An 11362-nucleotide genomic window follows, 5' to 3' on the forward strand; every position below is an offset into this window, starting at 1 on the left:
CGCAGGGACAAGGGAAGATGCGCACATTTAGCGATCACTTTTCGCCCAACCGCTAGATATGGTGTTTCTGTGACAGGAAACTGGGGAGGAAGATGGGGATGGTTTTCACGCTTTACGGCGCCGCCGGTTCGGGCTCGACCCCGGTCGAGGCGACGCTGCGGCTGATCGGACTGGACTATCAGGTCATCGAGGCTCCGACCTGGGAGGGCGAGGCCGAGCGGGACAAGGTGGCGCAGGTCAATCCGATGCGCCAGGTGCCGGCCCTGGTCACGCCGGGCGGCGAGATCATCACCGAAAGCGCCGCCATCTTGATCTGGCTGGCCGATTCCCACCCGCAGGCGCGGCTCTCGCCCGCCCTGGACGATCCGCGCCGGGCGCAGTTCCTGCGCTGGATGAGCTTCATCCCCGCCTCCATCTATTCGATGTTCTGGGTGCGCGACGTGCCGTCCCGCCTCGGCGGCGACAATCCCCAGGCCCAGGCTGAAATCCAACGACGCACCGTCGAACGCATCGCCGACTGCTGGCGGATGATGGACGCCCAGATCACGCCCGGCCGCTTCCTGCTGGGCGAGGAGATGACGGTGCTGGACCTCTACGTCGCCGTCGCCAGCCGCTGGACGCCGCGGCGGCGGCGCTTCTACGCCGAGGCGCCGGGCATGGCCGAGGTCGTGCGCCGCATCGACGCCCTGCCCGCGCTCCAGACCTTCTGGGCCGAGCGGTTTCCGTTCGACGACGGCTGGGAAGGCTAGGCGGCCAGACGCGCCTGAGCCGCGCGGAACGCCTGGTCCACGGCGGCGTAGAGCCGTTCATGGGTGATCGGCTTGGCCAGATGGCCGTCCATGCCCGCGCCGAGACAGCGCACGGCGTCCTCGGGCATGGCGTCGGCCGTCACCGCCAGCACCGCCGCCAGCGATGAAGCCGAACCGCCGCTGCGAATCATCTGCGTCGCCTCCAGCCCGTTCAGGCGCGGCATCCTCACGTCCATCAGGATCAGGTCGAACGCCTCGGCCGATGCCTGTTCGACGGCCTGTAGCCCATCCGCCGCATCGATTACCCGGCACCCGGCCGCCTCCATCATGATCCGCAACATCAGGCGGTTGGTCGGATGGTCGTCCACCACGAGAACGCGCGTGACCTGCCCGTCGGAGGACGCAGGCGCCGCCGCCTCCGCCGCACCGTCGCTCTCGCCCGCCCCCGCGCCCGCGTCCAGTCGCACGGTCAGAATGAATACCGAGCCCTGCTCCGACGTTTCGCCCAGAACCACGTCTCCACCCATGGCGCGGGCGTGGCGACGCGCGGCGGGCAGGCCCAGCCCCGCCCCTCCGTGCCGCCGGTTCAGGGAATCGTCGCCCAGTTGGAATAGGTCGAACAGCGCCGGCTCAAGGTCCGGTGCGATTCCCGGCCCCGTGTCCCGCACCGTCAGGGTCAGGCTTTCGGCGTCCAGTCGGGCCTCCAGCTCGATCCGGCCTCTCTCGGTGAACTTGACCGCATTGGACAGAAGATGCCTCAGGGCCGAGGCCAGCCGACGCGGATCGCCCATGCGCAAGGCCATGTCCGGCGCGTCCAGCTTCAGCTCGAACGCCACCCCCTTGGCGCGGGCGGCGACCGCCGCCGGGGCGCAAAGGTCGCGGATCAGGCCTGTCGCATCGAAGGGTTCGGCCCGCACCGCATCATCCCCGGCCGAGGCGTCCAGAACATCCTCGACCAGTCGCCGCATCTCCTCCCCCGCCTGGCGAACCGCCTCGACGTAGGTCTGCGCCTCCTCCGGCAGGTCGTCGCGCTGAGACAACAGGTCGGCGTAGCCGCTAACGCCGTTCAGCGGGGTGCGCATCTCATGGCTCATAACCGCCAGGAACCGCGCCTTGGCGGCGGCGGCGGCCTCGGCCCGCCGCCGTTGCTTCAAGGCCAGGGCGGTGCGCCGCGCCAGCCGCGCGACGCTGGCCCGACGCTCCGCCATCAGGGCGCTGAGCGGCAGGGAGGTCAGGACCAGCACCATCAGGAAGACATGGTACAGCGGCATCTGCCGCAGCCGCTGGGGCAGGTGGGCCAGGGCCGCGACCTCCGCCACCGGCGCGGCGGCGACGGGACCGTATCCCTCCAGCGTCAGAATGCAGCTGATCCCGACAGACACCAGGATCGTCGCGGCCATCCACGGCGGCGACAGGCGATAGGCCGCCAGCATCAACGGCGGAAAGATGAGAAACAGCAGCGAACTCGGCTGACTGAAAACCCAGAAGACCATCGCCGCCGCCAGCCCGGCCATGCCCAGCGCGAGCCAGGGGGCGGTCGCCTCGTCGCGGAACCTTCGGGCCCGCGCCAGGAACAACAGATTGGGCGTGACGATCAGCAAGCCCAGCGTCTCCATCATGAACAGGTGCGTCCAGATGAAAGCCGTCAGTTCCGGCGCATAGTCGCGCAGCCACGCCGCCAGGAGGCAGGAGAGGGTGGTGGTCAGGAACACCGCCGGCGCGACGGCGCCCAGGGCGAAACACAGGAAGCGGCGCGGGCGCCGCAGATCCAGCGCCGCGCCGCACAGTCGGCGCGCCAGCACGCCCGCGATCAAGACCTGACCCAGATTCAGCAGGGGGTTCAGCCACACGAAGGGCTGAGAATCCCCTCTCAACACAGTGCTGACCAGGTTCAACCCGAGGCAGATCAGCAGGGTCGCCGCCGCCTTGCGTCGAGGAAGCAGCAGATAGGCCGCCAGAAGCACGCCGTTGGCGGGCCAGACGATCACGGCGCTGTAGGTTGCCGCGCTCCATTGGCCGATCAGCAGGCACAGGACGAACAGGACGACATAGGCCGCCGCCGGAGGGCCGGCCTCGCGGCCGGCCGCATGACGAAACATCCGCCAGCGTGCCTGCATTGCTGTCTTCACCCTCCCCGGTTCGTCGCCAGCTTCTCCCGGAAGAAGTTAAGGAAATCTCCCCCGAAGCGCGTCAGAGCAGCCCCATCGCCCTCGCCTCGCGCTCCAGCGCCTCACGGAACTCGGGCGCGGCCAGATCGATCAGGGCGCGGGAGCGGGCGTCGTCGGTCAGCCCCTTCAAATTCACCGCCCCATGCTCGGTGACGACGTAATGGATGTCGTTGCGCGGAGTCGTCGCCGGACCGTCCAGCCGCGCCACGATGCGTGAGGCCGCCCCCTTCGCCGCGGTCGAGTGGCAGGCGATGATCGACTTGCCGCCCTCGGACGCCGCCGCGCCGCGCACGAAATCCAGTTGGCCGCCCGACGCCGTATACTGCCGCCCGTTCAGGTGCTCCGAGCAGCAGGCGCCGAACAGGTCAACCTGCAAGGTGGCGTTGACCGAGATCATCCTGGCGTTGCGGGCGATGACGGCGGGGTCGTTCACATAGTCGACGGGTCGAGCCTCGAAGGCCGGGTTCTCGTGCAGGAACTCATAGGTCGAGCGGTCGCCCATGGAGAAGGTGAAGACCGTCTTGCCGGGGTGAAGGGTCTTGCGTGCATTGGTGGCGACGCCCGCCTTCATCAGTTCGACCAGGCCCGGCGTCAGCATCTCGGTGTGGATGCCCAGGTCGCGATGGTCATGCAGGGCCGCGCACACCGCATCCGGCAGGGCGCCGATGCCCATCTGCAGCGTCGAACCGTCCTCGACCATGCCCGCGATCAGGGCGCCGATGGCCACGTCCTGCGGCTGTTGCGGCGCCTTGCCCGCTTCCAGCAGGGGCGCCGCATGCTCGACCAGGGCCGCGACTTGAGAGACATGCACGCGGCAGTCGCCGAACACGCGCGGCATGTGCGGATTGACCTCGAGGATCACCCGCTGCGCCGTCTTCGACACGGCCAGGGCGTAGTCGGTGTTGGTCCCCAGGCTGAGATAGCCCTCGGCGTCCATCGGCGAGACGGTCGCCAGCAAGGTGTCGACGCCGATCTCGCGCGTCAGCACGCGCGGCGTCTGCTGAAAGCCGGTCGGCACGAACCAGACGGCGCGGCGACCCTCTTCGATCCCGCGCGCCTCCAGCTTCCGCTCGATGGCGCCATGGAACAGGCTGTACGGACGGATGCGGTCGGTCAGTTCGTAGCGCATCACCGTCTCGCCCGCGATGGCGGTGGACAGCAGATAGTAGAGGTTGACGTCCCCCACCTGCCGCGCCTCGGCCCGGTCGGCCAGGGCCTTCAGCAGGGCGGGCGGCTGGCCGACGCCCAGGGCCATGGCGACCTTGGCGCCTGACGGAATCAGGGCCGCCGCCGCCGCGGGCGTCGTCAGGCGTTCGGCGTAGAGGGCGGCGAAATCGGTCACGGGGAAACTCCTGAAGCGTCGTCCTGAAGGGGCGTCCGTCGCTGCGCGGCGACGGCTTCTGCGACCACTATCCGACAGCCGCGCCCGGTCGCGGCGCTAGACCTTGGTCTAACCTAGGGCGCGTCCTGTAGGGGCGCGTCGTGCAGGCGCTGGCGGCGTTCGGCGGCGTAGGCGACCAGCCACAGGACCATCGACCAGGCGGCGCCCACGCTCCAGCCCGCGAACACGTCCGACGCCCAGTGCGCGCCCAGATAGATTCGCGTCAGCCCGATCAGCAGGGCGATCACCACCGCACAGCCCAGGACGTAGGCCTTCAGCCGCTTGCGCGGAAAGGCGCGCGTCAGCATGACCCCCAGCGTCAGGTAGAAGACCGTCGACAGCAGGGCGTGGCCCGAAGGGAAGCTGGCGTTCAGCGTCTCCACCGCCTGATAGATCTCGGGCGGCCGCTCGCGCTCGAACAGGGCCTTCAGGCCTTCGCTGAGGGCCACCCCGCCCGCCAGGCCGACGACCAGCATCAGCGCCGACAGCCGCTTGCCCATGATCAGCAGGAAGCCGATGGCGATGACGGCGAACAGGGTCAGCACTGATATGCCGCCGAGCGAGGTCAGGTCCGCCGCCGCCTCGTGCAGCCACCACGGCCCCCAGGGCCGCCCCGGGTCATCGGCGAAGGGCCGGACCGCCGCCAACACAGCATGGTCGAAGGCCTGGCCGTCCGCCTCGCGCATGTCGTCGGCCACCTCGATGAAGGTCAGCACCCCCAGGGCGACCACCAGCATGGCCGCCACGGCGGCGATCTCCGTGCGGGCGACGCGCAGGGCGCGGGTCAGGAAGGCGGTGGGATGCGGGGCCATGGGGCGCTAACGGCCAAGCTAGAGTCTCGTTCCCGCCGATTTTCCGAGCCCGCCGGGGCGTCATCGCCGCCATTTCTACATCACAGCGGGATCGCAACGCCCGCCCCGTACCGACCCGCCGCCATGCAAGCGAAAAATCACACTTCGGAGACGATAAATTGGTTGGCGCCCCCGCCGCCTTAACACTAGATTTAGATAGTCGAGGTGTTATCCACACAACATCTGGCGTTATCCACATAGGCACTGGGGACTGACGATGGCAGGCGGCGAAGCGTTGCAGACGACGGAATTCTCTACGGTTTCCTCGGCTCCGCCCGAGACCAAGCCGGAGCTGACGGTGGTCAACGGCCTGACGCTGGACCGCACGCGCGACGCCCTGCTGACCGAGTTCGGCAAGAAGACGCTGGAAGACCGCTATCTGCTGGCGGGCGAAAGCTACCAGGACATGTTCGCCCGCGTCGCCACGGCCTATGCCGACGACGCCGACCACGCCCAGCGCGTCTATGACTATATGTCGAAGCTGTGGTTCATGCCGGCGACGCCGGTGCTGTCGAACGGCGGCGCGGATCGCGGCCTGCCGATCTCCTGCTTCCTGAACTCGGTCAACGACAGCCTGGACGGCATCCAGAACGTCTGGAACGAGAACGTCTCCCTGGCCTCGAACGGCGGCGGCATCGGCACCTATTGGGGCGGCGTCCGCTCCATCGGCGAGAAGGTCAAGGGCGCGGGCCAGACCTCGGGCATCATCCCCTTCATCCGCGTGATGGATTCGCTGACCCTGGCGATTTCGCAGGGCTCGCTGCGTCGCGGCTCGGCCGCCGTCTATCTGGACATCCACCACCCGGAAATCGAGGAGTTCCTTGAGATCCGCAAGCCGTCGGGCGACTTCAACCGCCGCTCGCTGAACCTGCACCACGGCATCAACATCACCGACGCCTTCATGGAGGCGGTCCGCGACGGCAAGCCGTTCGACCTGATCTCGCCCAAGAACGGCGAGGTCCGCAAAACCGTCGACGCCCGCAACCTGTGGACCAAGATCCTGGAAATCCGGATGCAGACGGGCGAGCCCTATCTGATCTTCTCGGATACGGTGAACCGGCAGATGCCGCAGCACCAGAAGGATCTGGGCCTGTCGGTCAAGCAGTCCAACCTGTGCTCTGAAATCATGCTGCACACTGGGCTCGACCATAAGGGCGTCGAGCGCACCGCCGTCTGCTGCCTGTCGTCGGTCAACGCCGAGACCTTCCTGGAGTGGCGCGAAGAGCCCCGCTTCATCGAGGACATCATGCGCTTCCTCGACAATGTGCTCGAGGACTTCATCACCCGCGCCCCGTCGTCGATGGCCGCCGCCGTCTATTCGGCCCAGCGCGAGCGTTCGGTGGGCCTGGGCCTGATGGGCTTCCACTCCTTCCTGCAATCGCAGGGCGTGGCCTTTGAATCGGCCATGGCCAAGAGCTGGAACATGCGCCTGTTCAAGCACCTGCGTCGCGAGGCCGACAAAGCCAGCCGCACCCTGGCCGAGGAAAAGGGCCCCTGCCCCGACGCCGCCGATCGCGGCGTGATGGAGCGGTTCAGCCACAAGCTGGCCATCGCCCCGACCGCCTCGATCTCGATCATCTGCGGCGGCGCGTCGGCGGGCATCGAGCCGATCCCGGCCAACATCTACACCCACAAGACCCTGTCAGGCTCCTTCGCGGTCAAGAACCCCTATCTGCAGGATCTGCTGGGCGAAAAGGGCATCGACACCGAGGCCGTCTGGTCTTCGATCCTCGAGAACGAAGGCTCGGTCCAGCACCTGGACGCCCTGAGCGACGACGAGAAGGCCATCTACAAGACCGCCTTCGAACTGGATCAGCGCTGGGTCATCGAACTGGCCGCCGACCGCACCGGCGACATCTGCCAGGCGCAGTCGCTGAACCTGTTCATCCCGGGCGACGTCAACAAGTGGGATCTGCACATGCTGCACTGGTCGGCGTGGGAGCGGGGCCTGAAGTCCCTCTACTATCTGCGCTCCAAGTCGGTGCAGCGCGCCGCCTTCGCCGGCGCCGAGGACAAGAAGGAAGAAGAGATCGATCCGAACCAGCCGGACCTCTTCTCGGCCGCCCCCACCGACTATGACGAGTGCCTGGCCTGCCAGTAAGGCGGCGCCCGACCTCCATCGTCATCGCCTTTGAACCGCCCGGGGAACCCTCTCCGGGCGGTTTCGTTCGTCATAAACGAATGTGGCGTAAAAGAGTCCGTTGCGGTTCCCCAGCGTTCGTGCACAGTGGGGTCGTTAACGGATCGGGAGGCACCGTTGATGCGTCGGATGGCATGGGCAGGATGGATGATCGCGGCGGTCGCGCCGACGGCCGCCTTCGCCATGCCGCAGACCGTGGCGGAAGGCCCCATCGCGGCGCGTGGCGGCGACGCCGTCCGGTTCGAGGACGCCGCCGCCCGGCTGGACAGCCGCCTGCCTTTCACGGCCGAACCTGACGCCGCCTTCGGCGCCCCGGTGCAGTTCAACGATGTCGCCCGATTGAGCGCCGATCAGGGCGAACTGCGCCAGGAGGCCTGGTTCGCCGGCGACGGCTTCACCGACCGGCTGCGGATCACCACGACAGGCGAACTGCGCCGCGCCGACGGCTCGCCCGCGCCGCCGCGCGCCTTCGACCCCGCCGCCTTCTCGGGCGAGAGCTATGACGTCACCTATACGCGCGGCTGGACCGCCGCCAAGGGTCGCACGGCCTCAGGGCTGGAGGTGTCGCTGACGCCCCACGCCGGCTTCGGCGTCGGCAGCGACGGCCCCTCGGCCGAGGCGGGCGCCACCCTGCGGATCGGCGAGAACCTGGACCGCCTGGCCCCCAACGGCGACGAAGCCTTCGGCGAACGGCCGCGCTGGTATCTGTACGCGGCGGGCTCCAAGCGGGCGGTCGGCTACAACTTCGCCCGCACGCGCGACGGCGACTTCGCGCGCTCGGGCGTCAGCCAGGACGCCGGAACCTATCTGGGCGACGCCTCCATCGGCGTGGCCTATCGCCGGGGCGCGGTGCAGAGCTCCTTCGGCGTCGTCTATCGCGAGATCGAGGCCAAGGGCCTGCGCGGCTATCAGGGCATCAGGACCGATGTGTCGGAAGGCCTGGTGGCCTTCCAACTGACGATCCGCCCGCCGCGCTAGGCGACCTCGCCCCCCTTACTGCGTCCGCGCCACGCCCTCGCGGCGGCTGTCGGCCGCCCCGTCCCAGCGCCCGTTCCGCCACAGGCCGCCATGCAGGCCCGAGGTCTCGGTCGTATTGGGCCGCAGCTCGACGCCGCGCGCCGCCATGCCGTCGCGCACCGCCTCGGGGAAGCCTTCGGTGTCGGCGCCGAAGCCGTCGCCCTTGGCCACCAGGTTCGGCAGGTCGAAGGCCTGTTGCAGCGGCAGGCCCCAGGCCAGGGCGCCGATCAGGGCCTTGGCGTTATAGGCCAGGATGGACGAGCCGCCGGGCGAGCCCAGCAGGCCGATCAGACGCCCTTCGCGATCCAGGATCAGGGCCGGCGACATGGACGAGCGCGGACGCTTGCCCGCCGCCACGGCGTTGGCCGCAGCCGTGCCGTCCGACGCCGTCGGAACCAGGGAGAAATCGGTCAGCTGATTGTTCAGGAAGAAGCCGCCCGCCATCCGGCCCGAACCGAACAGGCTCTCGACCGTGGTGGTCATGCTGACGGCGTCGCCCTTCGCATCGACGACGACCAGGTGCGAGGTGCCCGCCGGTTCGCGCGTGGCGTCCGCGCCGACGTTCGGCGCCCCCGCCGGCACGCCATAGGGCGCCGCGCCGCGCAGAGCCGGCGCCAGAGCCGCCCGCTCAGCGACATAGGCCGGGTCCAGCAGGCCTGCGACCGGCACGGAGACGAAGGCCGGATCGCCGAAATAGCGGTCGCGGTCGGCGTACATCAGCCGCTGCAGCTGGCCGAAGGCGGCCCAGGACTCGGGGCTGTCCGGCCCCTTGTCGATGTCCGGCGTCTGCTCGGCCATGGCCAGCAGCTCCAGGATGGAGGCGCCGCTGGACGGCGGCGGCGGCACGCAGATGGTGTAGATCTTATAGGGACCGCACACGGCCTCGCGCACCACGGGGCGATAGCCGGCGATGTCAGCGGTCGTCAGGGCGCCGGGTCGCGGGCCTTCGTTGACCGCCGCGACGATGGCCTCGGCCAGCGGGCCCTGCTGCAGGGCGGCGGCGCCCTCGCGGGCGATGCGGCGCACCGTCTCGGCGTAGGCCGGATTGCGCAGGGTCTCGCCCGCCTGATAGCGCGCGCCGTCCGGCTTGGTGAAATACTCGGTCGCCCAGCGCGTCTTCGCCTGCGGCGCAGAGCCGTTGATCATGCCGGCCAGTCGCGGGCTGACGATGAAGCCGTCCTGCGCCAGCGCCTCGGCGTCGCCGAACAGCTCGGACCAGGCCAGGGCGCCGTGCTGCTGCTGGGCCAGGGCCAGCATGGGCACCACGCCGGGCGCCCCGGTAGAACGCCCGCTCAACACCGCATCCCCGAACGCCAGAGGCTTGCCGTTCTCATAGAAGAGCTCGGGCGTGGCGGCGGCCGGCGCGGTCTCGCGCCCGTCATAGACGGTGACGGCGCCGCTTTCGGCGTCATAGAACATCATGAAGGCGCCGCCGCCCAGACCCGAGGACTGCGGCTCGGTCAGGCCCAGCACCGCCTGGATCGCCACCGCTGCGTCCACGGCCGAACCGCCGCGCGCCAGCACCTTCATCCCCGCCTCGACCGCCAGAGGATTGGCCGCCGACACGAACGGCCCTCTGGCGACGGACGCTTGCGCTCCGATCGGCGCCTCAGCCGAACCCGGCGCCGCCTCGGCCTGAACCCCATTCGCCGTCGTCACGCATCCCGTCAGCAACAGGGCCGCAATCGCCGCCCCGGCCGAGAGAGAGGAAATCCTGCGTGCAGGACGCAGATGGGGGAAGGAAAAGGCGCGCACTCAAGCACTCCGGGACATTACAGGGAGGCTTTATGCCTAGGCCCGCAGGCCCCCGAGGCCAACCCCGCATTTTCTCAAGATTTTCTGAGAAAACCTGCTTGCCAGCCCGAAGGCGACCCGCTAGATACCCGGCCCTGCCCGCAAGGCAGTGCGCACCCGTAGCTCAGCTGGATAGAGCACCAGACTACGAATCTGGGGGTCAGGAGTTCGAATCTCTTCGGGTGCGCCATCTTCCTAAACATCGTTGAAAACGCTGCGAAATTACCGTCAGCACGACCGTTTCCGTACGATGTCTACACAAACCGTCTACACAATCCGCCCGACTGTCAGCGGCTAAACCCTTCTGATCGTTGGGATAAACGTCGAAACGGCGTCTACACAAAGCGTCTACACATTGTTCGAACGCATCTCGTTCGGAAACGCGATCAGATTCACTATCGACGCCGCGTGCCGGAGCCCCTTCAAGGCATCATCGGGAAGAAAGAAATCTGGAGATCGTTAGGGACGGACAGCCCGACGGTGGCCAAGCGTCGCGCCTTACGAGTCACCGCCCAGATCGAGCACGAGTTTGAAATTGCCCGTTCAAGGGTGGGCCTGATCGTTGATCCGATCATGCTCGAAGCGTTCACCGAACCGGTGCCGCTCGCATCGACGCCAGCCATTGTCGAGACGGAAGCCTCGACCGGCATCACGCTCGGCGATCTCTACGACGCTTATATGGATGATCCGACGCGGGATTGGTCGCCAACGACGCGGATGGCCTACCAGAAGAGCAAGCGGCGCGTCGTGGCGATCCTCGGCGCAGACACGCCAGCGCGCTCCATCGTCCGTAGATTTCGCGACATGATCGAGGTGCTGCGCCGGCCGCCTCGCAACGCTTCCAAGCTGCTCCCAAAGCTCTCCCCTGTCGAGAAAGCCAAGGCGAGGGCCGCACAGACCGGATCAACACCGCCAACATAAACACCTACCAGATCGCGGCGCTGAAAGAAGCATCGACCGCGCCAGGTTGATTCAGGCGGCGGTCATGCCACTTGTCGTATTTCGCCTGAGCTTTGATCTTCGCCATGTCGGCGGAGACCCGACCCGCATGCCGGAGGATGTCTCGATCCCCCAATCGCGGGAAGTCGTCCAGCTTCGCAATCCAGCCGCGCATGGTCATCGGCTTGCGGGCCAGCAGTTCCTCTGAATAGTCGGCCTCGGAGTCTTTCATCCAGGCGTCGTCCATTGACGTGCCCCCCTCTGGTCCCTTGATCATTGTGAGAGCCCAGGGGGTTGATAGCCGATCTGCGTCGCCGGCGGGA

9 protein-coding genes and 1 tRNA gene are annotated in these 11362 nt (G+C 67.9%); 5 read left to right on the forward strand and 5 right to left on the reverse strand.

Translation table 11 applies throughout. The features are described from left to right. Positions 1 to 92: 92 nt before the first annotated feature. A complete protein-coding gene (locus AC3A3G_RS15750) occupies positions 93 to 749 on the forward strand; it encodes a glutathione S-transferase family protein (RefSeq protein ID WP_200216505.1) in 657 nt (218 codons plus the stop codon). Here the strand turns inward: AC3A3G_RS15750 and AC3A3G_RS15755 are convergent. From AC3A3G_RS15755 to AC3A3G_RS15765, 3 genes are all read right to left on the reverse strand, one after another. After that, entirely contained in the window at positions 746 to 2866 is a 2121-nt protein-coding gene (locus AC3A3G_RS15755) for a hybrid sensor histidine kinase/response regulator (protein ID WP_200168721.1), read from the reverse strand. The genes AC3A3G_RS15750 and AC3A3G_RS15755 overlap by 4 nt on opposite strands. A 73-nt stretch (positions 2867 to 2939) precedes the next feature. Continuing rightward, positions 2940 to 4259: an acetyl-CoA hydrolase/transferase family protein gene (locus AC3A3G_RS15760; protein WP_487488679.1), complete on the reverse strand. Its 1320-nt coding sequence runs from the start codon at positions 4257 to 4259 to the stop codon at positions 2940 to 2942. A 113-nt stretch (positions 4260 to 4372) separates the two neighbouring features. After that, the gene (locus tag AC3A3G_RS15765) at positions 4373 to 5110 is read right to left on the reverse strand and encodes a phosphatase PAP2 family protein (RefSeq protein WP_200168723.1); all 738 of its coding nucleotides are present in this window, start codon (positions 5108 to 5110) and stop codon (positions 4373 to 4375) included. A gap of 256 nt (positions 5111 to 5366) precedes the next feature. Between AC3A3G_RS15765 and AC3A3G_RS15770 the strand changes: the two genes are divergently transcribed. Both AC3A3G_RS15770 and AC3A3G_RS15775 read left to right on the forward strand, forming a co-directional pair. After that, positions 5367 to 7250 carry a ribonucleoside-diphosphate reductase subunit alpha gene (locus AC3A3G_RS15770; protein ID WP_374759230.1) on the forward strand — a complete coding sequence of 628 codons (1884 nt, stop codon included), beginning with the start codon at positions 5367 to 5369 and terminating at the stop codon, positions 7248 to 7250. Between the two features lie 159 nt (positions 7251 to 7409). Then, complete coding sequence (locus tag AC3A3G_RS15775; RefSeq protein ID WP_289647909.1) at positions 7410 to 8267, forward strand: lipid A-modifier LpxR family protein; 858 nt, start codon at positions 7410 to 7412, stop codon at positions 8265 to 8267. A 15-nt stretch (positions 8268 to 8282) separates the two neighbouring features. Here AC3A3G_RS15775 and AC3A3G_RS15780 read toward each other — a convergent pair whose 3' ends face one another. Further along, positions 8283 to 10061: a gamma-glutamyltransferase family protein gene (locus AC3A3G_RS15780; RefSeq protein ID WP_487488680.1), complete on the reverse strand. Its 1779-nt coding sequence runs from the start codon at positions 10059 to 10061 to the stop codon at positions 8283 to 8285. 152 nt (positions 10062 to 10213) lie between these two features. On the opposite strand from AC3A3G_RS15780, the gene AC3A3G_RS15785 reads away from it, so the two are divergent. Both AC3A3G_RS15785 and AC3A3G_RS15790 read left to right on the forward strand, forming a co-directional pair. After that, positions 10214 to 10290 (forward strand) — tRNA-Arg (locus AC3A3G_RS15785). Between the two features lie 164 nt (positions 10291 to 10454). Beyond that, entirely contained in the window at positions 10455 to 11021 is a 567-nt protein-coding gene (locus tag AC3A3G_RS15790; protein WP_487488683.1) for a DUF6538 domain-containing protein, read from the forward strand. 4 nt (positions 11022 to 11025) lie between these two features. Here AC3A3G_RS15790 and rhuM read toward each other — a convergent pair. Next, positions 11026 to 11362, reverse strand: a 337-nt coding sequence (gene rhuM / locus AC3A3G_RS15795; RefSeq protein WP_487488681.1) for a RhuM family protein, incomplete at its 5' end; no start/stop codon positions are given.

The sequence above is a fragment of the Brevundimonas sp. Soil_N_31 genome, assembly GCF_057655995.1.

Excerpts from the sequence above, each read along its gene's own strand:
- AC3A3G_RS15750 (WP_200216505.1), top strand. The coding sequence starts at position 93 with ATGGGGATGGTTTTCACGCTTTACGGCGCCGCCGGTTCGGGCTCGACC.
- AC3A3G_RS15755 (WP_200168721.1), bottom strand. The coding sequence starts at position 2,866 with ATGCAGGCACGCTGGCGGATGTTTCGTCATGCGGCCGGCCGCGAGGCC.
- AC3A3G_RS15765 (WP_200168723.1), bottom strand. The coding sequence starts at position 5,110 with ATGGCCCCGCATCCCACCGCCTTCCTGACCCGCGCCCTGCGCGTCGCC.
- AC3A3G_RS15770 (WP_374759230.1), top strand. The coding sequence starts at position 5,367 with ATGGCAGGCGGCGAAGCGTTGCAGACGACGGAATTCTCTACGGTTTCC.
- AC3A3G_RS15775 (WP_289647909.1), top strand. The coding sequence starts at position 7,410 with ATGCGTCGGATGGCATGGGCAGGATGGATGATCGCGGCGGTCGCGCCG.